Origin of the sequence: Povalibacter uvarum (assembly GCF_014202975.1) — a bacterium.
GTDB classification, from domain to species: Bacteria; Pseudomonadota; Gammaproteobacteria; order Steroidobacterales; family Steroidobacteraceae; genus Steroidobacter; species Steroidobacter uvarum.
Map to the genome: position 1 here is coordinate 211,548 of NZ_JACHHZ010000005.1, position 23,898 is coordinate 235,445.

Annotated in this window: 16 protein-coding genes; 8 read left to right on the forward strand and 8 right to left on the reverse strand. The window is 63.2% G+C overall.

Annotated features, from left to right (window positions below; all coding sequences use genetic code 11):
* Window positions 1–125: 125 nt before the first annotated feature.
* The 6 genes from HNQ60_RS20340 (at window position 126) to HNQ60_RS20365 (ending at window position 8,703) form a co-directional block, all read left to right on the forward strand.
* Window positions 126–2,651, forward strand: a complete 2,526-nt coding sequence (locus HNQ60_RS20340) for a fused MFS/spermidine synthase (RefSeq protein WP_221304336.1) — start codon at window positions 126–128, stop codon at window positions 2,649–2,651.
* A gap of 195 nt (window positions 2,652–2,846) precedes the next feature.
* On the forward strand, window positions 2,847–4,913 hold the full coding sequence (locus tag HNQ60_RS20345) for a sensor histidine kinase (RefSeq protein WP_221304337.1): 2,067 nt from the start codon (window positions 2,847–2,849) through the stop codon (window positions 4,911–4,913).
* The gene (locus tag HNQ60_RS20350) at window positions 4,910–5,353 is read left to right on the forward strand and encodes a response regulator (protein ID WP_184334622.1); all 444 of its coding nucleotides are present in this window, start codon (window positions 4,910–4,912) and stop codon (window positions 5,351–5,353) included. The genes HNQ60_RS20345 and HNQ60_RS20350 overlap by 4 nt, the downstream gene beginning before the upstream one ends.
* Before the next feature lie 277 nt (window positions 5,354–5,630).
* On the forward strand, window positions 5,631–6,683 hold the full coding sequence (locus tag HNQ60_RS28155) for a helix-turn-helix domain-containing protein (RefSeq protein WP_184334623.1): 1,053 nt from the start codon (window positions 5,631–5,633) through the stop codon (window positions 6,681–6,683).
* Window positions 6,684–7,038: 355 nt separating this feature from the next.
* On the forward strand, window positions 7,039–7,641 hold the full coding sequence (locus tag HNQ60_RS20360; protein WP_184334624.1) for a DUF4136 domain-containing protein: 603 nt from the start codon (window positions 7,039–7,041) through the stop codon (window positions 7,639–7,641).
* A gap of 15 nt (window positions 7,642–7,656) precedes the next feature.
* A complete protein-coding gene (locus HNQ60_RS20365) occupies window positions 7,657–8,703 on the forward strand; it encodes a DUF481 domain-containing protein (RefSeq protein ID WP_184334625.1) in 1,047 nt (348 codons plus the stop codon).
* Between the two features lie 83 nt (window positions 8,704–8,786).
* Here HNQ60_RS20365 and HNQ60_RS20370 read toward each other — a convergent pair whose 3' ends face one another.
* The 5 genes from HNQ60_RS20370 to HNQ60_RS20390 form a co-directional block, all read right to left on the reverse strand.
* Window positions 8,787–9,944, reverse strand: coding sequence for a BamA/TamA family outer membrane protein (locus HNQ60_RS20370; protein ID WP_184334626.1), 1,158 nt, complete (start codon window positions 9,942–9,944; stop codon window positions 8,787–8,789).
* A gap of 487 nt (window positions 9,945–10,431) precedes the next feature.
* Window positions 10,432–11,604: a hybrid sensor histidine kinase/response regulator gene (locus tag HNQ60_RS20375; protein ID WP_184334627.1), complete on the reverse strand. Its 1,173-nt coding sequence runs from the start codon at window positions 11,602–11,604 to the stop codon at window positions 10,432–10,434.
* Window positions 11,601–12,230, reverse strand: a complete 630-nt coding sequence (locus HNQ60_RS20380) for a chemotaxis protein CheB (RefSeq protein WP_184334628.1) — start codon at window positions 12,228–12,230, stop codon at window positions 11,601–11,603. Before HNQ60_RS20380 ends, HNQ60_RS20375 begins: the two co-directional genes overlap by 4 nt.
* Window positions 12,230–13,051, reverse strand: a complete 822-nt coding sequence (locus HNQ60_RS20385) for a CheR family methyltransferase (protein ID WP_184334629.1) — start codon at window positions 13,049–13,051, stop codon at window positions 12,230–12,232. The genes HNQ60_RS20380 and HNQ60_RS20385 overlap by 1 nt, the downstream gene beginning before the upstream one ends.
* Entirely contained in the window at window positions 13,048–16,482 is a 3,435-nt protein-coding gene (locus tag HNQ60_RS20390) for a response regulator (RefSeq protein WP_184334630.1), read from the reverse strand. Before HNQ60_RS20390 ends, HNQ60_RS20385 begins: the two co-directional genes overlap by 4 nt.
* Before the next feature lie 454 nt (window positions 16,483–16,936).
* Here HNQ60_RS20390 and HNQ60_RS20395 point away from each other — a divergent pair, with 454 nt between their 5' ends.
* The gene (locus tag HNQ60_RS20395; RefSeq protein WP_184334631.1) at window positions 16,937–18,031 is read left to right on the forward strand and encodes a BON domain-containing protein; all 1,095 of its coding nucleotides are present in this window, start codon (window positions 16,937–16,939) and stop codon (window positions 18,029–18,031) included.
* A gap of 17 nt (window positions 18,032–18,048) precedes the next feature.
* Here the strand turns inward: HNQ60_RS20395 and HNQ60_RS20400 are convergent, their stop codons facing one another.
* A complete protein-coding gene (locus HNQ60_RS20400) occupies window positions 18,049–18,888 on the reverse strand; it encodes a YihY/virulence factor BrkB family protein (RefSeq protein WP_184334632.1) in 840 nt (279 codons plus the stop codon).
* A gap of 93 nt (window positions 18,889–18,981) precedes the next feature.
* Window positions 18,982–21,144, reverse strand: a complete 2,163-nt coding sequence (locus HNQ60_RS20405) for a xanthine dehydrogenase family protein molybdopterin-binding subunit (RefSeq protein WP_184334633.1) — start codon at window positions 21,142–21,144, stop codon at window positions 18,982–18,984.
* Window positions 21,145–21,263: 119 nt separating this feature from the next.
* On the opposite strand from HNQ60_RS20405, the gene HNQ60_RS20410 reads away from it, so the two are divergent.
* A complete protein-coding gene (locus tag HNQ60_RS20410) occupies window positions 21,264–22,130 on the forward strand; it encodes a LytR/AlgR family response regulator transcription factor (RefSeq protein WP_184334634.1) in 867 nt (288 codons plus the stop codon).
* 29 nt (window positions 22,131–22,159) lie between these two features.
* Here HNQ60_RS20410 and HNQ60_RS20415 read toward each other — a convergent pair whose 3' ends face one another.
* Entirely contained in the window at window positions 22,160–23,713 is a 1,554-nt protein-coding gene (locus HNQ60_RS20415) for an MltF family protein (RefSeq protein ID WP_184334635.1), read from the reverse strand.
* Window positions 23,714–23,898 lie beyond the last annotated feature (185 nt).

A 23,898-nucleotide genomic window follows, 5' to 3' on the forward strand; every position in this document is an offset into this window, starting at 1 on the left:
GCGGGATCGCCCCCTGCCCGGTTCGACTCAGCCTGTGGGTCCGACTTGCCGCCGTCCGGCGGTGCTTCGCATGACCTGCGGCTGAAGCCGGACCCACAGGAAGAAAAGTCCGGTACAGTGCAGCGGTGAGATCGCAGAACACGTCTGACATCAGTCAGCCATCCTCTCCTGATTTCAGCCGCGGCCGCGTCGTCGTACCCGCGCTCCTGCTGTTCGCTTCCGGCGTTGCCGCGCTCGTCTATCAGCTCCTGTGGATCAAGCAGCTGTCGCTCGTCGTCGGTGCCGACATTCATGCCATCACGATTGCGATCAGTGCGTTCTTTGCCGGGCTGGCGGGAGGCGGGCTGATCTTCGGGCGTCGTGCCGATCGGACGGCACGACCGCTGCGGCTCTACGCGGCGCTCGAGACGGTGATTGCCGTCCTGGCCGTCGTGGCTACATTCCTGCTTGCACATTTGGCCGGTGCGTTCGCAAGACTCGAAGTGACGGTCGGGCCGCTTGCATGGCTGCTCCCGTTCGCGTTGGTGGGGTCCCCAGCACTGCTGATGGGCGGAACCGTGCCCGTGCTCGTGCGGGCTATCGCGCCGGTCGATTCGCAACTCGCTCGCGTCGGTGGCGTGCTGTATGCGGCTAATACGGCGGGGGCCATCGTCGGAACACTGTTCACGGTGTTTGCCTTCATTCCAGCGTTCGGCATCCGTGGGTCAGCCGTTGCTGCTGCGATGTTGAATGTTGCCGCTGCAGCCGGGGCACTGTGGCTGGCGCACCGTGAGAAGGCGCATTCGCCGGCGCCAGCAAACCCAGTGAGCCGCGCCAGCCTGCTCAATCTGCCGCACGCGAGGCTCGCACTGGTTCTCTATTCCATCTCCGGCGGCATCGCGCTCGGCTACGAAGTGATCTGGTCGCAGGTGATCGTGCAGTGGACCAGTACCCGCAGCTTCGCGTTCGCGATCGTTCTCGCAACGTATCTGGTCGGTCTCTCGGTCGGCAGCTGGATATATGCGCGGCGGGCAGCGCGGATCACCGATCTCTGGAGCACGTTCGGATTGCTGATCGCACTGGCCGGTGTCAGTGCATTGCTCGCGGTGGCGATGCTGGGAGATTGGTTGCAGCCATTGCAGGTGGGTGCTGCGACGCTGGCGTTCAAACTCACGGGCGCTGAGCCGATCGCAATGGCGGCGCGCTTCTTTCTCGCGAGTACCTGGATCGTTCTGATACCGACGATGCTGCTGGGTGCGGCGTTCCCGGTTGCGCTGAAGCTCATTGCCTCCGCCGACTACGCGGGTCACGACACAGGCGTCATCATCTCATTCAACACGATCGGCGGCATCGTCGGCACGGCCCTCACGGGATTCGTACTCATTCCCGGACTGGGTCTGGAGCGAAGTCTGGCTCTGATGGCGATCGGTGCGTGCATCATCGGAGCGATTGCTGTTCTGCAGAGCCGCGCCAGCCCGCAGTTGCGCTGGGGCACGTTTGCCTGCGGCATCGTAGCGCTCATCGTCGCAGCATCGATCTCCCCGCAGCATCTGGCATCGCTACTCGCGAAGGCTCGCAACGGCGAGCTCGTGTTTTTCGAGCCCGGCGCCGGCGGGACGGTCGCGGTGGTGATGCAGAAGAACGGCGACAATGCGTTCCGCCGGTTGTATGTCGATGGCGTTTCCAACTCCGGCGACTCGATGACCTCGCTTCGCTACATGCGATTGCAGGCTTTGCTGCCACTCATTATCCATCGCGGCGAGCCGAAATCGGCGCTGGTCATCGGGCTTGGCACGGGAATCACGAGCGGTAGCCTGCTGAGCTATCCCACGCTGGACACGCGCGTGGTGGCGGAGCTCTTGCCCGGCATCGTGCATGCGGCACCGCTGTTCGAAGGAAACTTCGATGTGACGAACGACGATCGCGTCGAAATCCGCGTTCGCGATGGCCGTCGTGAGCTGCTGCAAAGCGAGCAGCGCTATGACCTGATCACGCTCGAGCCGCCCCCGCCATCGGCCGCGGGCGTCGTGAATCTGTATTCGACCGACTTCTATCGAATCGCGGCCCGCAGATTGAACGAGCATGGTCTCGTAGCGCAGTGGCTGCCGTTGCCGACGCAGACCGATGCCGACACGCGTTCGCTCGTCCGAAGCTTTCTCGACGTGTTTCCCCATGCATCGGTCTGGACGACCGAACTGCACGAGATGCTCCTGATCGGATCGCTCTCGCCGCTCGAGCTGGATGCACGGCGGATTGCGCGCCGATTCGACCAGCCGCAGGTGAGGGCGGCATTGAGCGAAGTCGGCATCTCCTCGCCGCAGGCGTTGGTCTCGACCTGGATCATGAACCGCGACGGCCTCGAACGTTATGCAGCGAATGCACGGCCGGTCACCGATGACGATCCCCGCATCGAGTACGGTCCCTGGGTTCTGCCGGACGACTTTGCCAAGGTGCTGCCGCCGCTGCTCGAGTTGCGCAGCGATCCGCCGTTGATGAACGCTGACCGCGTTTTCGTTGCCGAGACGCTTGCGCAACGCGAGCGGCTGCTGCGGTTCTACGCGGCCGGGCTCCACGCCTATCGGGGCGAGCGTGACCTTTGGAGTCGCACGCTGCGTTCTGTGATCGAGGAGGAACCCGGCAATCCCTACTATCGCTGGATCGGCGGTCGATGAGGCGAAGTGGCGATGCAGCGATGCAGCACTGCCTGAAGGTTCTAGCGGAAACCCACAGCGCCGATGTGGGGAATATCGGCAATAATCAACTCAAGAGCGAAACACAGCGGGAATCCCCTGGCGCGCGCAACGACCGTCGGGGTGACGAGAGATCAGTCCTGGAACACCCGGGTTCTTGCACCGGCTCAAGCACGGATGAAGTATCGACGTGCCGAGGGTGCCTCTTTGGAACTCGCGCCAGGATCGAGCGAAGCCGGTGCGGACCCGGCTCCACGCAGCGAAGCCAGAAATCAGAAGATGCTTCTGAGGTTGTCCCGCGCCCTCGCGGGGCTCGTGCTCATCGCAAGTTCATGGGTGCTCGCCGGCTGGTTTCTCGGGATCGAGTCCTGGGTGCGGATCGTTCCGGACGCGGTGTCGATCAAGACCAATGTCGCTCTCGGCATTCTGCTGCTCGCCGTACTGTTGTTGCAGGCGACGGGCGAAGCATCGACGCCTCAACGAGTATGGCCATGGCGCCGCGGCCTGGCCGGCTTCGTCGTGGGGCTCGGATTGGTGACCGCGTCGCAGTCGATCCTCCAGGCGGACTATGGCATCGACGAACTTCTCGTCGCGGATTTTACGACGGCAAGCGCAGGCCATCCGGGACGGATGTCGGAAGTGAGTGCGCTGTGTCTCATATTACTGGGCACTTCGTTCATCGCGCTCGATCGCGGCGGTCGTTCCGAGCAGATCGCGCGCGTGCTGTCGCTGATCGTCTTCGGCATTGGCTACCTCGGGGTCATCGGGCATCTCTTCGAGTCGGAGTCGCTCTATCGCCCGGGTGAGATGACGGCGCAGTCGATACAGAGTTCGGGACTCTTCATGCTGATCGCAACGGGCTTCGCGCTCGCGCGGCCCGATCGGGGACTCGCACATCGACTGACCAACAAAGGGTCGGCCGGCGTCCTGCTGCGGCGATTGTTGCCGGTCGTTCTTTTCGCCGCGCCGCTGATCGCATGGCTGATGACGAGAGCGAGCGCCTATGGCGACGGCACACTGGCGGCGTACGTCGTCGTGGCTGAGGTCGCCCTGCTGGTTGCATTGGTCATGTGGACCGCAAGGGCAATGCAATCCATCGCTGTGGCACGGGAGCGAGCCGAGTCACATGTCCGCACGAGCGAGGAGCGGCTCAACTGGGCCTTGCAGGCTGCAGGCGGAGGCGCCTGGGATTGGGATCTGGCAAGGAACGAGGCGTGGTGGTCGCCGGAGATGTATGACCTCTGGCTCGTCAGTACAGGAACGCCGATGCACCTGGACAACTCGGTTGCGCGAATCGATCCGCGCGATCGCGATGTGGTTGCCGGAACGATGAAGAAAGCGATTGCCGACCATTCTGTGTATCGATGCGAGTTCCGCATCCTCAATCCGGGCGGTCCCGAGCGATGGATGGAATCTCGCGGTCGCGCCATCTACGGGAACAGCGGCCGCGCCGAAAGATTGCTGGGTATCTCCATCGACATCTCCGCGCAGAAACGAGTCGAGCTGTCGCTGCGGCAGGCCAACGAGATTCTCGAACGCAACAATGCCGAGCTGCACCGGTTCGCGATGGTCGCCTCGCATGATCTGCAGACGCCGCTGCGAACGATCGGGAGTTTCGCGGAGCTGCTGGTGTCGCGCTACGCCGATCGGCTGCCGGATCAAGGCCAGCAGTGGCTCAGCCATATCGCGAACTCGGCGCAGCGATTGCAGACGATGGTGAAGGCATTGCTTCAGTACGCACGCATCGATTCCAAGGCAGAGCCGTTCGAACAAGTGCCGATGGATGTGGCATTGAGTCGCGCGCTGGAATTGCTGGAGACGCCTCTGAGCGAAACGAACGGCAGCGTGGAGACCATGCCTCTGCCCGCAGTGCACGGGGATGCGACCCAGCTCGTCCAGGTGTGGCTCAATCTCATCGGCAATGCGCTGAAATACCGCAGCGAGCTGCTGCCCGTCGTGGAAGTCTCGGTGGAGAGGCGCGATCGGGACTGGCTCTTCTGCGTCACCGACAACGGGATCGGTATCGACGCACGCCACAGTGAACGGATCTTCGAGATGTTCGAGCGTCTGCATGACGCAGCCGTCTATCCGGGAACGGGGATCGGCCTCGCCATCTGCCGTCGCGTCGTGGAGCGGCACGGCGGTCGCATCTGGGTCGAATCGCAGCTCGGCGAGGGCAGCCGGTTCTGTTTCACGCTGCCGATGTCCGGATCTGAGCAATCAGGTCAAGGGTGGTCGTCATGAAGAAACCAAACGCCATCCTGCTCCTGGCCGAAGACAATGAGACCGATATCGAGCTCACTCGGCTGTCCATCGAACAGTCCGGAGTGAAGGTCGATGTGCACGTCGTCCGCGACGGCGAGCAATGCCTGGCCTTCCTGCGGCGTGAAGGCGCGTACGCGAACGCGCCGACACCGCAGCTCGTGCTTCTCGATCTGCATATGCCGCGCATGAGTGGTCTCGAAGTGCTCGATGAAATCAACGCGCGTCCGGAACTTCGAGTGCATCCGGTCGTCGTGCTCACGACATCCGACAACGATTCCGATATCGGGGAAGCGTACAAGCGACGCTGCAGCGGGTACGTCGTCAAGCCGATCGGATTCGCCGCGTTCGCGACGGCGATGCAGTTAGTGCTGGGGTACTGGCTGGCGCTGGTGGCTTTGCCTTCCAGAAGGAGCCACTAGGCGGCTGACAGGGGCCGGCTAGCGAGGTAGCCGAGAGTCGGCAGCCTCTTGTTGTGGGTCCGGCTTCAGCCGGACCCACCGCCAGAGTCACAATCGGTCAGATCCGATCACCCCGTGTGCAACAGACCGGCGAGCGGGAAAAATGCGTACCGCGATGCGGCGGGGTGCGTTGACCCGCCCGAATGGAGGTGGCTCCCCGCCGGGCACTCTGCTAGCGTCGGCCTCAAACAAGAATGGGATGCGTGCGTCGCGAGACGAGGCTGAAGGGAGTTTTTCCGTGCGATACGTCTTCACGGATTACGACGAGTTCGCGGACGCGATCAGCGGCCTGGACGGCCGCTATATACCCACCGCTCGCTCGCGGCATCAGTGGTGGATCGACCCTGCGCGCGTGGGCCGGTTGCGATTGCAGCAGCTCCAGGTAGGTGCGCCGGCCGCGTTCGCGGGCGATGGCGAAGAAAGCGAGCCGGGGCTGACTGTCGGCATCCCATTGACCGACCCAGCCGAGATCCGCATCGACGGTCACTCGCTGGCCGAAGACTCGTTCATCCTGATCCGTCAGGACCGCCCGCTCACGTACTCGGCTCAGGGCATCACCCGCTGGGCGGGTGTCACCGTCCCCACCAACGTTTTCGAGCATGCGCGCTTCAAGGATGCAGCGGAATGGAGCGCGGCGATGCTCAGCGAAACCCGCGTTCGTGCGAACTCGTCCGCGCTCAGGCGCGTCAGCCTGCTCGTCGCGTTGCTGTGCGCGGGCGAGGACTCGATCAATATCTTCAATCCGGCGGCGATCGCAGCGGCGGAGGAAGAATTCCTGGTCGCCGTATCCGAGTTGCTGCAGGTGAGCACCTGCTTTCCCGAGCAGCGCGTCGGTCGCAAGCCCCTGGCTCGCGATCGCATCATTGCCCGGTGTCTCGAGTTCCTCAGCGAGAACCATGGCGGACCCATTCTAGTCGGCGATCTGTGTCGTGCCGCCGACGTGACCGAGCGAACGCTGCGCAATGTGTTCAACGAGTATTTCGGTGTCGGCCCGATCCGCTTCCTGCGCGCACGCCAGTTGCAGGAAATCCGCAGCGCCTTGCTGACACAGAATTCGGCGAACGAAACGATCTCCCAGGTCGCGGCCCGTTTCGGCGTCTGGGATTTCAACCTGTTCTCGCGCAACTACCGCGCGCTCTACGGCGAAAGCCCCTCGCAGACACTGCGCAATGGCCGCTCCGGCCGACCGCAGCCGGCGATGAACGAAGATCTCGAATCGATGCGGTCGTGGATGAGGTATGCCAACGCACGATTCGCCGGGATCGCCGATACGGGCGGCGAGAGCCCCTGAAATACTGCGAAGAATCGGCAAAATCCCCCGCCGCTCCGTCATTCCCGCGAAAGCGGGAGTCATGTGTCTCGGTCCTGCTCCGGATGGATTCCCGCTTTCGCGGGAATGACGTCCGGGTTGTGGGTCCGGCTTTAGACGGACGTCATCGCGTTGGCGATCCGGGCCTTCGGTCTGACGTCCGACTGAAGTCGGACCCACGGAAGGCGCCGGCCCGACTCTCCGCCTCAGACGCAATCCTTCGTCCCCTTATGCGTATGGCACGCCCAGGGGGCCGTCGTCATATTGCGCCGCAAGTACCCGGAGCGCTCCGGGGCCTGGCATTCACAACGAACCACCGACTCCGGAGGAGATCGACATGCGTTTCCCCAAAATTCCTGCCTTGCTGGCGGCGCTGGGTATGGTTGCGGGGCTGAGCGCCTGCTCCAGCGGTCCGTCTATTCGTGCCGACGCCGATCCCACCGTCAACCTGTCGAGCTACAAGACCTTCGGCTACTTCGAGCGCGTGTCGACGGACAAGAATGCGTACACGACCATCGTGAGCACGCGGCTGAAGGATGCGACGCGGCGCGAGATGGAGAAGCGCGGCTATCAGTTCGTCACGAGCAATCCGCAGCTGCTCGTGAACTTCAACGTCAACATCCAGGACAAGCAGGACATCCGCAGCACTCCTTCGGCGGGCGTCGGCGTCGGTTACGGCGGCTACTACGGCTACCGGGCCGGCATGTACGGCACCTGGGGCGGCTATCCGCAGGACATCGAAACGGTGAATTACCAGGAAGGCACGCTGAGCATCGACCTCGTCGATTCGACGAAGCAGCAACTCGTCTGGCAGGGTACGGCACAAGGCCGCATCAACAAGAAGGCTGTGGAGAATCCGGGCCCGGCAATCGACGCGGTGGTTGGCGAGATCTTCGCGAAGTATCCGATTCCGGCGCCCGGTGCGCCCGCGCAGAAGTAAGCCGCCGAATACGCCATGGCTGGCGTCGCCAGCAAACGCATCCTCTTAGCCATGCTGGCAGCATTCCTGCTGCCAGCGCTCGCCGCTGCACGCGAAAAAGTGGATGTCATCTATGTCGCCAACGGCGATCGCATCACGGGCGAGATCGTTTCGCTCGAGTACGGCCAGCTCAGCGTCAAGACTGACTCGCTGGGAACGATCAGCATCGAATGGCCCGACGTCAGGTCTGTCGAGAGCAAGCAGGGGTTCATTCTCGAAGATCTTCACGGCGGCCGCTTCTACGGCACGCTCGTGACGGATGCGAAGACTCAGAAGCTGACCGTTGCCGAGGAGGGCGGTGCGCCGTCGCTCATCAATCTGCTCGACGTGACCCGCATCTCCCCGGGCGAGAGCACGTTCTTCAGCCGCATGCACGGCTCGTTCTCGGTGGGCTTCGACTACACGAAATCGAGCGACATCACGACGGTGAGCGGCGCGATGGATCTTTCGTATCGTGCTCCTGAGTTCGCATGGTCACTGAGCGCGGACGTCAACTCGACGAAGGATCCCGTGCAAGGCACCCTGGATCGCGACTCGCTCACTTACGGTTACCAGTGGCTTCGCGCGCACAAGCGCTTCTGGGCCGGGATTGCTGCACTGGAGCGCAATGAAGAGACCGGCATCGACGCACGTTTCACGCTCGGCGGCGGCATCGGCAAGTACTTCCATCAGACATCGCGCAGCGAAATCTCGGGCCTCATGGGTCTCGCACTGACGAGGGAGTGGGCTACAGGCGAAGCAGACAGCCAGAACAGCCTCGAAGGCCTGATCAGCGGCAGCTGGCGGATCTTCAAGTTCTCGACGCCCAAGGTGAGCCTGAACGCGAACGTCACGCTCTACCCGAGCATCACCGAGTCCGGCCGTTATCGAACGAGCTCCAACCTGACCCTGCGCCGCGAAATCGTCACCGACTTCTACCTCGACCTGTCGCTCTACCAGTCATACGACAGCGATCCGCCGGATGTAACTGCAGAGAAGGATGACTACGGTATTACTACGTCGCTTGGCTATTCCTTCTACTAGAAGCGGTTAGCGGATAGCGGTTAGGAAGAAGGAAGAATTCCCTCCTTCTCGACTACCCGCCAACCGCTAACCGCTTCTCCCCTTCACAGTCCCCACCCGCTCCCCATCTGCAGATAGAACGCCCATTCCTCAGGGCCCTTCGCGACATCGATTCCGACCTGAAGCCCCAGCGCGCGTGAAATGAGGTAGCGCGTGCCGACGCCGCCGGCCCAGCGGCTCTCCGCGTCGTCCATTTCGCCGAAGGAATCGGCGGCGCGACCGACACCGGCGAACGCGACGGCGAACCAGCGGCCGTCGATGTCGTAGCGGGCTTCGGCTTCGGTGGTGAGAACGGCGTCGCCTTGATACCGACCCTTTGCGATGCCGCGCTGATTGATCGAGGGCAGCGCGTAGAAGGGGACGTCGCCTGACGTGAAGTTCGTGTCGAGACGCAGGCCGACCACCCATCGGTCGGTCGGGTCGAGGAACCAGCGGTTCTTGCCGTCGACTTCGGTGTAGTCGAAATCCTGGGTGAACGAGCCCCAGTGCTGGCGCACGTACCATTCGGACTGCAGTCCGCGGCTCGGCGTGAAGATGTTGTCGCGCGAGTCGTACAGCATGACGAGGCCGGCACCCAGGTTCTCGACGTCGCCGTTCAATTGATCGAAGACCGGCGGCGCATTGTCTTCATCGAGTCCCGTTTCGGCATCGAGATAGATGAGCTGCCCTCCCAGCCAGATGCGCGATGAGCCCAGCTTCCAGACCAGTTGCTGGAACGTTGCCCATCCCTTCATGTTGTAGCCGACACCGTCGTTCAGGCGAGGGAAGTCTTCGCCGCCGTAGAACGTGAGATTGATGTCCATCGCGGCGACGCCGCCGGTGTAGCGCATCGTGTTGTTGCGCCAGATGCCGAGATGGCCGAGGCCGCCGATCTTGGTCCCGTTCTCGGTGGCAGCGCCCATGACCATGCTGACGCTCGGCGGCGTGAAGTCGGGTTTCTCGCCGGCGGGCGCGCCTGACGGTCCCTTGCGATGAAAGAACGCGAGCGCGACTCCGCCGCCGTAGCCGACAGCGGGCTCCGTGATGATGACGGGGATCGGCAGAAAACCTTTTCGATCGAGCAGCCAGCGACTGCCATCGAAGCGGCCGTCCTGCGGGTCGGTGAACAACTCACGCCACGTTTCGGCATGCGCGGTGCCGCCGAGGAGCGCAGCCAGCGACGCAACGAATGACAATCGAACCCACTTGGCGACAAACGGCATTTGCCGATCTCCTGCAATCATGGGTGCAGGCTCGCGCATCGCCGGCGGTATTGTCGATCCGTGTGAAGGGCATCTTCCGATGTTCTCCTTGTGCGGATGCTCAAGCTCGCGTGGTTGGCGAAGCATCCGTCATCCCTGCGAAAGCGGGGATACATGACCTTTATTCGGATGGATTCCCGCGTTCGCGGGAATGACGGAGGCATCGCCTGTGGCGATTACGTCCGACTGAAGTCGGACCCACAACAAGACCGCCAGCTCAGCTAGCATCGCGGATCCATCCCTTCTGACTGTGGGTCCGGCTTTAGCCGGACGTTAGCGAAGCATTCGTCATCCCCGCGAAAGCGGGGATCCATGACCTTCATTCGGATGGATTCCCGCGTTCGCGGGAATGACGGAGGCATCGCCTGCGGCGATTGCGTCCGACTGAAGTCGGACCCACAACAAGACGCTCAGTCCACCCTTCGCTGCCGTGGCACCAGTTGGTCGCCTAGCAGCTGGTAGCGGAGCCTTCCTCTTCCATCGCCGACGGCGCGTTGTCCTCAAGGTGCAGCGTAAAGTGCACCGTCGTCCCCTTCCCCAGCTCACTCTCGATCCAGATCCTGTTCTCATGCGCATCGACGATGCGCCGGGTGATGTACAGGCCGAGGCCCGTCCCATGCCGGCGATCCGCCGAGCCCGACCAGTACGGATCGAACACGAGCGGCAGATCCTTGGCGGAAATGCCCGGGCCCGTATCGCGAACCGAGATTCGTACCGCGTCATCGAGGCGCGCGGCGCTGACGACGATCGTGTCGCCGTGCCGGCAGAACTTGATCGCATTGCCCAGCAGGTTTGCGAGCACTTGCAGGACGCGCTCGCGGTCGCAGCTCACGACCATGTCCGGATTGTCGCAAGCGCCCGTCAGCCGGATGCCCTTCGCTTCAGCGAGCGGTTCATGGACGGCAATAGCTTCGCTGACGAGCTTGCCCGCCGGCTCCGGCTTGATCGTCACGGCGATCTGACCGTTGCGGATATTGGCCATGTCGAGCAGGTCGGCGATCACGCGACTCATCAGATCGACCGTGCTCGTCAGCCGGCTGTGAATGGCGGCTTTCACGTCATCGCTCAGCTTCTCCGGCTTGCGATTGAGCAACTGCACGCCGCTCTTGATCGCCTGCAGGAAATTGCGGACGTCGTGCGACACGACCGCAAGGACGTCCTCGCGGGCCTGGACTGCTTCGCGCAGCAGCGCCTCGCTCTCCTGCAGTTGGCGATACTGTTCCGCGAGCCGCTTGCGCTGCTGATCCATCCCGATGAAGGTGTCCGCCTTGTGCCTGATCGCGTGCGGATCGACCGGTTTGAACAGGAAATCCACGGCCCCTGATTCGTACCCGCGAAACACGCGCTGGGCATCGCGGGCGCCGGCGGTGACGAAAATGATCGGGATGTACTTCGAGCGTTCGGCGCCGCGCATGAGCTCGGCGAGCTCGAAGCCGTCTATTTCCGGCATCTGAATGTCGAGGAACGCGAGAGCAAACTCGTGCAACAGAATCAGCTCGAGTGCCTCGGTTCCGGAGCGCGCGAACAGAATTTCCGCGTCGTCGCGCCGCAGGAGCGCTTCGAGCGCAGTCAGGTTCTCTTCCGTGTCGTCGACCAGAAGAATTTTTGACTTGGTCGTCATGCCGGGCTCCCTAACATCGAAGAGCGGACCGCGAACAGGGATGGCAGTTCCTTCGTCATCTCCGCCGGCGTCCACACATAGGTCGGTTTGAACAAAGCGAGGGCCGCGGATGGCATTGCCGCTGCCTCGGAAGCGGCGGGCGATTGCACGATCGTGATGCCACCCACTGCTGCAACCTCATGCAGCCCTGCGGCACCATCGGCACTGGCGCCGCTCAGCAACATCGCCAGCAGGCGCCCGCCATACGTGTCGCGCGCCGACTGGAACAGGACGTCGATCGACGGTCGCGAGAAATGCACCGGATCGTCGACCGACAACGCGAACGCGCGATGCGACTCGATCAGCAGGTGATAACCGGGCGGCGCGAGATACACGACGCCGGGTTGCAGCGGCTCCTTGTCTTCGGCCTGCTGCACGGCAAGCAGGCAATCGCGAGCCAGCAATTCGGGCAGGCCTTCGGGCGGACGCGGCGGCAGATGCAGCACGACGACGACAGGCACGGCTGTGGTCGCCGGCATGGTGCGCAGGATCTGGCGCAGCACTTCCAACGCACCCGCCGATCCGCCGACCACCACTGCGTCGAAGCGAGCGTCGGATGTCGAGGCGGTGGTGCTTCGCGCAGCCATCAGTCGACCCTCCGGAATATTTTGGGCCCGACGCTCATCGGATTGAATCGCGGCGCCTGGGCCGAGAAGCGAATGGATTCCTTCGTCCCGAGGCACAGGAAGCCGCGCGGACAGAGTGCATCCGCGAAGAGTCCCAGCGCACGATCCTGCAGCTCGCGGTCGAAGTAGATCAGCACGTTGCGACACGACACGAGCTGGACTTCCGAAAAAATGCTGTCCGTCGCAAGACTGTGATCGGCGAACGTGATGCGACGGCGCAGCTCCGGCGCCATCACGGCGTTGTCCTGATCGGCGTGATAGTAATCCGAGAGCGAACCGGTGCCGCCGGCGGCGCGATAGTTGAGAATGAACTGACGCAGTCGATCGAGCGCATACACTCCGGTCTGCGCTTTGCGCAGGCTGTCGTCGTTGATGTCGGTCGCGTAGATCAGCGTTCGATCGAGCAGTCCTTCCTCGGCGAGCAGGATCGCGAAGGAGTACGCCTCTTCGCCCGTGCTGCATCCCGCGATCCATAGTTTCAGCGACGGATACGTCGCAAGGATCGGCACCACGTGCTGGCGCAGCGCGAGGAAAAATTCGGGATCCCGGAAGAGGTCCGTGACCTGGATCGTCAGGTACGCGAGCAGGCGAGGGAATGCCCGTTCGTCGTGAAGGATGCGCGCCTGCAGCGCCGAGATGCTCTCGCAGTGCATGGCAGTCAAGGCCTGGATGAGACGCCGCCGGATCGACGCAATCGCGTACTGCCGGAAATCGTAGTGGAAGCGCTCATAGATCGCCTCCAGCAGCAGCCGGATTTCGAGGTCAGTGACCTCCGGCCTCAACGCGCCGCTCCCTGGCGTGCGGCCGGCATCCAGATGCGCAGCAGCGACAGCAGCTTCTCGATGTCGATCGGCTTCGTGATGTAGTCGTTCGCACCGGCGTCCAGACAGCGTTGCCGGTCGTCCGGCATGGCCTTCGCAGTCAGCGCAATGATAGGGAGCGACTTCAGATCGTCGCGCGCACGGATGTGGCGCATCGCTTCGAAGCCGTCCATCTCCGGCATCATGATGTCCATCAGGATCAGGTCGATCTGGTTGCCGGGTTGCAACGCCGCCAGTGCTTCGCGTCCGTTGCGGGCGATCTCGAGAATCGCGCCATGTGGTTCGAGCACGCGACTGATCGCGAACACGTTACGCACGTCATCTTCGACGAGCAGGATGCGCCGCTTGTCGAACACGGACTCGCGGCTGCGCGCGACGCGCAGCATCCGCTGTTGTTCCAGCGGCAGCGAAGCCTCGACGCGATGCAGGAACAGAGTCACTTCGTCGAGCAGACGTTCGGGAGAGCGTGCGCCCTTGATGATGATCGACTTCGAGTAGCGTCGGAGCTGCTGTTCTTCCTCCGCGGACATCGTCCGCGCCGTGTACACGATGACCGGCGGGAAGGAGTACTTCTCGTCGGTCGCCATCTTCTGCAGCAGCTCGTAGCCGGTAGCATCCGGCAATCCGAGATCGAGAACCATGCAGTCGAAGGTTTCCGCACGCAGTTTCTCCAGCGCGTCGGCGACAGTGGAGACGGCGACGGGCCGCACCTGCTCGGATTGCAGCAGGCGCACCATGCTGTCCCGCTGCACCGTGTTGTCTTCGACGATGAGCACGGCACCCTGGCCGGTCGCCGCCTTGCGCTCCAGGTTCGCGAGCGCCGTGATCAGCTGTTCGCGTTCGACAGGTTTGCGCAGCACGTTGGCCGCGCCCATCTCGAGCGCAGTCTGCGAATAGTCGAAGCCGGACACGACCTGCACGGGGATGTGCCGCGTCGCCGGGTTGTGCTTCAACCGATCGAGCACGGTGAGGCCCGTGTGATCGGGCAGTCGCATGTCGAGAACGATCGCGGTGGGCCGGTACTTCAGCGCAAGTTCGATGCCCTCGTCCGCGGTCGACGCGATGATGCATTCGAACTGGAAGCCGGAGGCCAGCGTCGCAATCGTGCTTGCGAAGGAAGGATCGTCTTCGATGATCAGTAGCACGCGGCCGGAGTGCGGCACCGCAGATGGCTCGCGAATCGGAACGACCGCGGCTTTTGGTGCGACGTGACGTGTTGCTTGATGCGCCGGAGGTGCCGCCGGCGGGGCCTGCGCCTTGTCGGCAGGCATGACCTGAGGCAGAAGGAGTGTGAAAGTGCTGCCGCAGCCCGGTGTGCTCGCCAGTTCGATCCGACCGCCGAGCATGGCGGCCAGTTCACGCGAGATCGAAAGACCGAGGCCCGTGCCGCCGAAGCGACGATTCGTCGTGCCGTCAGCCTGGCGGAACGGCTCGAAGATCACTTCATGCTGCGCGGGATCGATGCCGATGCCCGTGTCTTCGACAGTGAGCGCGATCCACTCGGGCGTGGCTTGCGGGACGAACACGTTCAGTCGCACGTGGCCCTGCGAGGTGAACTTCAACGCATTCGACAGGAGGTTCTTCAGGATCTGTCGCAGCCGCTGCGAATCGGTCTGCAGCGAGACCGGTGAGTCGGGTGCGACCTGGATCTCGAAGGCCACGTGCTTCTGATCGGCGAGCGGCTTGAAGACCTGCGACATGTTGTCGAGCAGCTGCCGCATGCCCACGGTTTCGCGCACCACATCGATCTGGCGGGCTTCGATCTTCGACAGATCGAGGATGTCGTTGATGAGCTCGAGCAGGTCGTTGCCCGCCGCGTAGATGTTGTTCGCGAACTTGACCTGTTCGTCGGTGAGATTGCCCGACTGGTTGTCGGCCAGGAGCTTCGCGAGGATGAGCGAGCTGTTGAGCGGCGTACGCAGCTCGTGCGACATGTTCGCCAGGAATTCGTTCTTGTACTGGTTGGCGCGGCCGAGCTCCGACGCCTTTTCCGAGAGGACCGCCTGCGCCTTCGCCAGATCGTCGCGCTGCTGCTCGAGCATCTGCGTGTACTCTTCGAGCTGCATGTTGCTCTGCGCGAGCTCATGCTGCTGCGCCTCGAGGTGTGCCTGCGATTCCTTCAGCGCCTTCGTCTGGACCTCGAGCTCTTCGTTGCTGACGCGCAGCTCTTCCTGTTGCGTCTGCAGTTCTTCACTCTGGCGCTGGGTTTCTTCCAGGAGGTCTTCGAGGCGCGTGCGATCCTTCGCCGAGCGCACGGCGTTCGCGAGCGATTCGGAGATCCGGTCGAGCAGCTCGCGTTCGATCGTCGCCGTCGGCTTCAGGAAGCCGAGCTCGATCACCGCGTGAACTTCGTTCTCCGAAATAGCCGGCGCCAGCAGAAGCTCGCGCGGCTGGGCCGAGCCGAGGCTCGATGTCACCGGCAGATAATTCGCCGGCACCTCACGAATGTGGAGCGCGCGGCGTTCCTTTGCCGCCTGCCCGAGCAGGCCCTCGCCGGGCTGGATGTCGCCATCGCGCCCCGGGGGCGGTGTGTAGGCGTAACCCGCGAAGCGCTGGAAGCTTCCGTCGCCCATCGCGAGGTACACCGCACCGACCTGCGCACCCAGATGGGTCGCGAGGAATGACAGCACTTCGTCGCCGAGGCGATTGAGTCGCTGTTCGCCCTGGATCCTCGTGCCGAACTGCATGAGGGCGGTGCGCAGCCAGACCTGCTGTTCACGCGTCCGATAGTCCTTCGAGGTCGTTATGGCTGCCATGGCGATGAGAACGAAAAGCAGTGCGGACCCACCGGTCGTGACCCAGACGGAGAACTGCGATGCCTTCTGCCACTCGGTCTCGCGCTCACGCAGGAGCGTCTGCTCTTCCTGCACCATCTCGGTGGTCAGCGCGCGGATCTGATCCATGACGACTTTGCCGCTGTCGCTGCGGACGAGCTCCAGTGCTGCCGCGTTGCTGCCGTTCTGACGCAGCTGGATGGTCTGGGACAGTTCAGCAAGCTTGCCTTCGATCAGTGTCTTCAGAGCCTCGAGACGCTCCAGTTGTCTCGGGTTGTCCTGCAGCATTCCGCGCAGCCGGCGCAGGTCGGTGGGGATTTCGGCAATCGCCGCACTGTAAGGCTCCAGATACGTCGTTTCCCCGACGAGCATGTAACCGCGTTGTCCGGTTTCCGCATTGATGACTCGCGCCTGCAGTTGCTGAAGGTTGCTCACGACCTCGAGCGTGCGAGCCACTCGTTCCCGCGATTCCGTCCGGTTCTGCAGCGAGACGTACGTGACGTAGCCGATCAGCAGCATCGCGAGGATCGCGAGAATGAATCCCACGAGGGTGCCCCAGGGCAGGGGAAGGCGCGAATGGAGACGGGACGCTTCTGCGGCGGCTTGGGTGTCGGTCATTGTCGTTCGGATTTCGTGTCGTGATTTACTAGTTATTCGGCCGCACCCATCTCACCCGCATCTCGTCGCGAGTCGATCTGCAGGGTCCGGTGATCTCTCCCTGCGAGCAGATCCCAGGCCAACAGAACCAGGGAATGGGGCGCTGCTCGCGGCCAACAGGTTCTAACGCCTCGGGAGGCGTCGTTGTTCCGCGACGCCGCGATTCGGCGGTCATGTGCGTCAACGATACCGGGATGAGCGGGAGTCGGACCAGTCGGCGTTCGTCAGCCGATGACTCCATGCCTCACTTCGGTGGCGATCCGCTCTTGGCCACTGAAACGGTAGGCCTTAGCTTGCGGACTGCGCGCATTCTTCGTTGTTGAAAGTCGCATCGCAACCGCAGGAACAAAGGTTCGCGGCGATCTCTTGCCCCCGGGTGAGTCATCACCGGTATCGATGCAACAGGAGAAGGATCATGGGTTATCAATCACGTGACGGGAGGCAATCGGATCAGTCCCGGAATCAGGGGCGCAACCATCGCAACGAGGAAGCGCGTCGCTTCCGCGACGACAGTGGCTGGGACGATGAGAATGCGCCGCGATCGGCCGAAGGCATCGGCGACTACGGCGGTTACAGCGACAGCCGCTACAGCAGCGGCGGGCGCTTTGGTGGATATGCCGAAGAGGAGTCGTCCTACCGTGGCGACTACTCGCCGCGCCATTCGCGTCGCGAAGAGAACGACTGGCGCGATCGGGGACGTGGCAACTACGAAAACCAGAGCAACTACGAGCGCTACGGCTACGGTCAATCGGGCTCCAGCCAATCGGGCTCCGGCCAGTCCCGTTTCGGCCAGTCGCGCTTCGAGCGCGATTCCGGCTACGAAGGCTCGCGGCATGGCGAGAACGAACCGGACTTCCGCACACAGCCGTGGCGGGATCGCTCGACGGAAGGCTGGAGCGGCGATCATTACCCGCATCGTGATTTCACTTCCGGCCGCGGCGGCGACTACGAGCGCGGCTCGTCGGGTCGCGGCTATGGGCAGGACTATGGTCGCGGGAGCGAACAGGACGGGCGCTACGGCAGCCTGAGTTCCGCTTACGACTCCGACTATCGCACTGCGAGCGGCTACAGCGGTGACTACGGCTATCAAGGTTCCTCCGGGGCTTCTTCCGGTCGCGGCAATCGCGGCAAGGGCCCGAAGGGATACGAGCGTTCAGACGATCGCCTGAAGGAAGTAATCTGCGAGCGCCTGTCGGACGACTCGGATATCGATGCAAGCGAAATCACGGTGAACGTGACCGGGGGTATCGTGAAGCTCACCGGCACTGTCGACAGCCGCAACGAGAAGTATGCGGTCGAGGAAATGATTGCCAACTGCAGCGGCGTGAAGGACGTCGATAACCAGTTGCGAGTGCAGACGAGTCGCTCGTCGAGTCAGTCGTCACAGTCGCAGCGTGACAACTCCCTGGGCTACAGCGCGAGCGGTCAGGACGGCGGCTATGGACAGGCGGGCGCCGGACGGCCGACAACGACTACCCAGACGTCGACGCCGAGTACGAAGAAGCAGTAGCTGAGGTCATTGGCCAGCTAGCCGGCCAGCCGGTTAGCTGGCTTCTTTTCTTTCATCCCTCCAGCGCACGCCGTGATCTCAGCTCCAAACAGGAAGATCTGCGCCGTGTAATACAACCAGAGCAGCATCGCCGCGAATGACGCTGCTGCGCCGAATGCCGAAGGTTGTGTCGAACGTCCCAGATAGAGTCCGATCAGCCATCGGCCTGCTTGAAAGAAGAGGGCCGTGATCAACGCGCCGGTGAGCGCGGAACTCCAGGACAGTCGGCGTGCGGGCAGATAGCGATAAATGCCGGCGACAAGCACGGTGATCAACGAAGTCGATACCAGCAGATCGATTGCGGTAATCATGATCATGAACTCGGCGTAGCGCTCGGCGACGATGGCTCTCACTCCTGCAAGCGCAGTCGTGATCGTCAACGAGACCAGCAGCAGGAACCCCACGGCGAGGATCAGGCCGAAGGACAACAGCCGGGCTCTCAGGAATCCGCGGATACCTTTGGGGACTTCAGCATGCGCACCCCAGATCCGTTCGAGTGCGCTCTCGAGCGCGGCGAACACGGTCGTGGCGCCGATCAGCAGACTCACGACGCTCAGCGCCGTAGCGATCATGCCGCCATCGCTCTGCGAGTTGCGCATTGCGTCGAGCAGGATCTCCGCGGTGCCCGCGCCGAAGAGGGAACGCAACTGACTTGCCAGATTCGCGTGCGCGGCTTCGAGGCCGACGATCCAGCCCATGAACGTGACCAGAATGATGAGCAGCGGCGCCAGCGAGAATGCGCAGTAGAACGCGAGTGCAGCGCCCAGCGTCGGCGCTTCGTCAGCGGACCAGTGGGTCGCTGCGCACCGCAGGTGCATCCATCCGGATCTAAGCCAATGATCGCGTCGCAAGGTTGGAAATCCACGCTCTCACATCGCAGCAATGCGCTGCGGCGAGCAGCGGTTCCGGGATCAGGCGCCGAGGATTGGCCAGGTCCGGATGCGTCGCCCGAGAAGCCGCGACGCGGCGTTGCTGACCGCGGCCATGGCAGCAGGGGTCACGATCTCCCCAATGCCGCAGATGCCTGAGTCGCTCGGCACCAGCACGACTTCGACGGACGGACATTCGTTCATGCGCAGGAGCCGGTAGTCCGCGAAGCTTCGCTGCTCGACTGCGCCGCCCTGCAACGAGACGCGCTCATGAAGCGCCGCGGAGGCACCCATCACGAAGCCGCTGATGGCCTGTGCCTCCACGATGCCGGGATTGATGACGGTCCCGACATCGACGGCGACGGTCGCTTTCAGAAGCGTCGGTGTACCATCGCGCAAGGTCATCTCCGTGATCACAGCCGCGTGGCATTCAGGCGAGTCGTAGATACCGCAGGCGAGGCCGCGAACGACATCCTTGTCTGGAGGTCGCCGCCATCCCGCGCGGTCAGCCAGCGAGGTCAGCACCTGCCGCATCCGCTTCGGATCGAACGTCACGCGCGTCTCCGCGTTGACGACGAACGATTGCGGCTGGGCATGCAGATGCCGGAGGCGAAACTCGAGCGGATCGTGACCGCATTGCTGCGCAGCTTCGTCCATGAAGCATTCGACTGCCGTCGTCACGTTGTTCCAGTACGTGCCGCGCCACCACGCGCAAGGCGTCATGGGTTTCGCGGCGCGATGCTCGATGCGAATGTTCGGAACGTCATAGAGCAGCGAGACGAGGGGCGTGGCAATCGTCCAGTCGGCGCCTGCGGCGTCGATCTGCGATGGTTCCTGCTGACGAAGCACGGATTCGGCGGCACAGCGATGTTCGAAGCTCACGAGCCTCCTGCTCGCATCGATGCGTGCGCGTAGACGATGCACGCTGGCCGAGCGATAGAGACCGAATTGCACGTCGTCTTCGCGCGTCCAGAGCACTTGCACGGGCCGTCGCAGCGACTTCGCGAGTCGCGCCGCTTCGAGGCCGTAGTCGATCTCCAGGCGGCGTCCGAACGAGCCGCCGATCAGGCATGAATGAACGACGACTTTCTCCGGCGCGAAACCGAGCTCGCGGACGATCGCGTCCTTGAGGCGCGTCTGGCGCTGGTTGCCGCACCACACTTCGATGCGGTCATCGACGATGTGGGCCGTCGCGTTCGGCGGCTCCATCGGCACATGAGCGAGGAATGGCTGTCGATACTCCGCCGCGATTGTTCTGCCGCCGTCGATCTGTCCGCGTTCGAGCGATACGATGCCCGGCTCGTTACAAAGCCGCGCCAGCGCTTCGAGCGGGGAGGGCGTGACCGTCGAGGGCTGCGTCCATTCGACGCGAAGTGCTTCGCGTGCGCGCTGCGCAGACCAGGAGTCCTCGGCGACGACCGCCACCGCATCGCGAACGTGATCCGTCGACGGCCACGCATTCCCGGGCTGTGCGACCGTAGCGATAAAGCCGGGGGTCCTGAGTGCAGCGGAATCGTCGAAGCGTGCGAGTTTTGCGCCGAGTACCGGCGCGCGTACCAGCACGGCAAAGCACAATCCCGGCAGGCGCTTGTCGATCCCGTAGGCCGCCCTGCCAGCGATGATCTCTTCGTGATGCGCAACCCTTCCTGGTCGCCCGATGTATCGCCATGTCTCCGGCGTTTTGAGGCTCACGGCCTCCGCGGCGGGAGGCGTCAGCGCGGCAGCCTCATCGACCAGTTCGTTGTAGGCAATTTTTCGCCCGGTCGGCCGATGCGTGATTTCCGCATCGAAGGTACTGAGCTCGGTGATCGGAACGGTCCAGCGTGTCGCCGCGGCCTGCAGCAGCATCGAGCGAGCCGTCGCGCCGGCTCTGCGCATGCGGTCTTGCCAGCCCGCGACCGTATAGCTGCCGCCCGTGAGGATCATGCCGAAGCGGGGATCCGAGGGCACCTGCACGATTTCGATGCGGCGCGGGTCGACGTCGAGTTCTTCGGCCAGCAGGGTCCTGAGCCCGGTATGTGCCCCCTGGCCCATTTCCACGCGGCTGGTCAGCATCAGGATACGGCCGTTGCCATGGAGCTCGACCCACCATTGCGGGGCCAGAACGCGCTGCGGTGCTGCTTTGCACCCCACGAAGGCGAGGCCGATGCCTCCGACCAGCAGGATTTGTGCAAATTGTCGTCGTGTCAGGGGAACCTGGGTCATCGCGATCCGTCCGAAGGTTTCGGCGACTGGGCGCGCAGGCGGCGAAGCACTATTCTGCGCGGCGCGGTCCGGCCCGAACCGGTCCTGTGCTCAACGACGGCTCCATGTGACGAACGGCTATGACGACACTCACTGAATTCCCGATGCTTGCGAGCGTGCAGCGCCGACTCGTCGGCAATCGCATGAATTGCCTGTGGCTGCTCGGTCCTTCGCTGGTCCTGGCATTGATCGGCTGGTGCGAGCTGCACACCACGCTGTTCGGCGGCACGTCCCCGGGCCTGTGCGTCTCGGGTGTCTGGGCGGTGCAGGTGGCGGCGGGCTGGATCCTGGCGGGAGCCGCACTGCTGCAATGGGGAGACAGGATCAGTCAGATGGCACGGGCCCTCGGGCATCCGGCTGTGGCCATCCTGATAGGAGCCGCGGTCATCGCAGGATTCACACTCGTCAGCGAATGGGCGCTAGCGCATCCGGACGCGATCTTCATGAAGTTCGTTTACGGACGCGCGCCCTTGCACGTGGCCGTAGCAGCGCTGCTCGTCGCGAGTTTCGTGTGGATGCAGCGCGATCGTGAACAGCCGGAGGTCGCGACAGCAACGACTACTGTCACGCCGCCCGCTGTGGAGAGGGTGTCCGTTGAAGAGATCGAGCCTGAGCCCGCGCCGGTGACTATCTCTCAGGACTTCCTGCGGACGCTGGAAGTCATGACGGGACGGGGACGCACTACCGTCAACGTCAGCGAAGTCGAATGTCTCGAAGCCGATCGCAACTACATCAGCGTATTGCACTCGTCAGGCCGGACGTATCTCGTTCGTCAGACGATGGCATCGATCGAGCAGCTGCTCGATCCCGGGATGTTCGTGCGCGTGCACCGGTCCACGATCGTGAATCGCGAGTGCCTGCGTGAGCGTCGGGCGGGCGGCGTGCTCGTGCTGCGGTCTGGCCGCACGGTGAAGATCGGACGGGCGTATCGCGAACGGGTGAACTGACTCCTGCGCTGGAGCCGGAGTGTGAAATCCTAGTTAGTCTTCGCCTGACGCTCCTTCTCCCGCTGCTCCGAGACCAGCGAGTACGCCACGTAATACTTGTAGATGTTGCTGACGTACTGAACGGTCTCGCGGCCGACTTTCTCCGAGACCACCACCTCGACGTTGTTGAACCATTTGTTCGGATCGAGGCCGCGCTTCGCGGCCGTCTCGCGCAGGCTGCGGATGCGGTTCGGTCCGGCATTGTACGAGGCGAACGCGAACAGGGCCTTGTTGACCTCGTCCATGGGTTCGTCGGCGTAGTACTGGTCGATCATGAAGCGCACGTACTTCACGCCGGCGTGAATGTTCGGTTCGATCTGGCGGATGTCGCCGACTTTCATGTCTTTGCCCGTTGCCGGCATTATCTGCATGACGCCGATGGCGCCGACGTGGCTGCGCACTTTCTGGTCGAGACCGGATTCCTGGTATCCCTGCGCGGCCATCAGCAGCCAGTCGATCTGGTACTGCTCGCTGTATTTCTTGAACAGTTCAGCCAGCTGAACGAACTTCTGGCGCTCCGCATCGGAGGTGGCGCTCTTCGCCCAACGCGTGTTCTGCAGGTATTTCTGGATGACGACGTTGCCGAAGGTCGTGCCGCGCTTGTTCTTCTCGATGAAAGCATCGAGCTCGGCCTTCAGTTGCGGGCTGTTCTTGCGCACAGCGAAGGCAATGTCGCCGGCCTCGCGCACGACCAGGTCCTCGCGAACCTTCATGTCCTTGTAGATCTGGCTCCAGAACATCGCGAGATAGCGGTCGACGACGCTGTATTTCACCAGGCCGGCGTTCACCATCTCCAGCACGTCTTCGGCCTCGAATGTCGGCGGCGCATCGCGCAATGCGATCGGTGCCTTGCCCCGCTTTTTCAGGTCGGCATTCAGCGCCGTCAGGCTGCCGTAGTAGCTCGACGTTCGCTGCACGAAGATTTCCTTGCCGGAGAGGTCGTCGAGCGACGCGATCGGCGGCGCGTCGGCTGAGGTGACCACGATCTCCTTGACGCCTGTTGCCAGCGGTGTCGTGAACTCGACGAGCTTGCTGCGCTCCGGTGTGACGGTCATGTTCGCGGCGATGACATCGCCATGCCCGGCATTGAGCTGCGGAATAAGTTGGTCGCGCGACGTGGGGAAGAACACCACGGCGACGCGCAGTTTGGTGAGCTTGTGCTTGGTGTTCAGCGTCTTGTCGAACTCCTGCATCAGCTCGTAGCTGAGACCGCGCTGCGTCGCATTGTCGAGGAAGTAGAACGTCTTGCTGTAGGGCACGAGCACGCGGATCATCCGCCGCTCGATCATGCCGTTCAGATCGCCGGTCCATGGCTTGGTGTTGACCTCGAAGTTGAGGCCATCGTCGACACCCTCGTCCTCCGCAGCGGACTGCGCGGTCGGACTATCTGCAGGCAGAGTCTCGGCGGGTGCCGCAGTCTGCGCAGCGGGCTCTGGTGCGCGCTGATCTGCAGGCGCAGCAGCAGGCGGCTGCTTCTGTTCAGGCTGCCCGTCGCCGCATCCCGCAGCGAGAAGAGAACACAGGAACAAGGGGCCAAACCGCATTTCCGCTCCGGCAAGGCGCGTCACCCGCCCCATTGTCGGCTGTGGGGAGGCGAGATGTATCCGTAGTAGGTGAAAGCGGGCATCCGCGAGGGCTGCAGCGGATATTTCGGCGATTTGCCCCGCCCCGGGCGCTGCCCACTTCCCCTATTTTCGCCGCTTCCGAGTCGGTCCACAGTGCCGCCTCG

Coding starts and splice junctions, on each gene's coding strand:
- HNQ60_RS20345 (WP_221304337.1), top strand. CDS start 2,847: ATGAAGTATCGACGTGCCGAGGGTGCCTCTTTGGAACTCGCGCCAGGA.
- HNQ60_RS20350 (WP_184334622.1), top strand. CDS start 4,910: ATGAAGAAACCAAACGCCATCCTGCTCCTGGCCGAAGACAATGAGACC.
- HNQ60_RS20360 (WP_184334624.1), top strand. CDS start 7,039: ATGCGTTTCCCCAAAATTCCTGCCTTGCTGGCGGCGCTGGGTATGGTT.
- HNQ60_RS20365 (WP_184334625.1), top strand. CDS start 7,657: ATGGCTGGCGTCGCCAGCAAACGCATCCTCTTAGCCATGCTGGCAGCA.
- HNQ60_RS20370 (WP_184334626.1), bottom strand. CDS start 9,944: ATGCCGTTTGTCGCCAAGTGGGTTCGATTGTCATTCGTTGCGTCGCTG.
- HNQ60_RS20375 (WP_184334627.1), bottom strand. CDS start 11,604: ATGACGACCAAGTCAAAAATTCTTCTGGTCGACGACACGGAAGAGAAC.
- HNQ60_RS20380 (WP_184334628.1), bottom strand. CDS start 12,230: ATGGCTGCGCGAAGCACCACCGCCTCGACATCCGACGCTCGCTTCGAC.
- HNQ60_RS20390 (WP_184334630.1), bottom strand. CDS start 16,482: ATGACCGACACCCAAGCCGCCGCAGAAGCGTCCCGTCTCCATTCGCGC.
- HNQ60_RS20395 (WP_184334631.1), top strand. CDS start 16,937: ATGGGTTATCAATCACGTGACGGGAGGCAATCGGATCAGTCCCGGAAT.
- HNQ60_RS20400 (WP_184334632.1), bottom strand. CDS start 18,888: ATGCACCTGCGGTGCGCAGCGACCCACTGGTCCGCTGACGAAGCGCCG.
- HNQ60_RS20405 (WP_184334633.1), bottom strand. CDS start 21,144: ATGACCCAGGTTCCCCTGACACGACGACAATTTGCACAAATCCTGCTG.
- HNQ60_RS20410 (WP_184334634.1), top strand. CDS start 21,264: ATGACGACACTCACTGAATTCCCGATGCTTGCGAGCGTGCAGCGCCGA.
- HNQ60_RS20415 (WP_184334635.1), bottom strand. CDS start 23,713: ATGCGGTTTGGCCCCTTGTTCCTGTGTTCTCTTCTCGCTGCGGGATGC.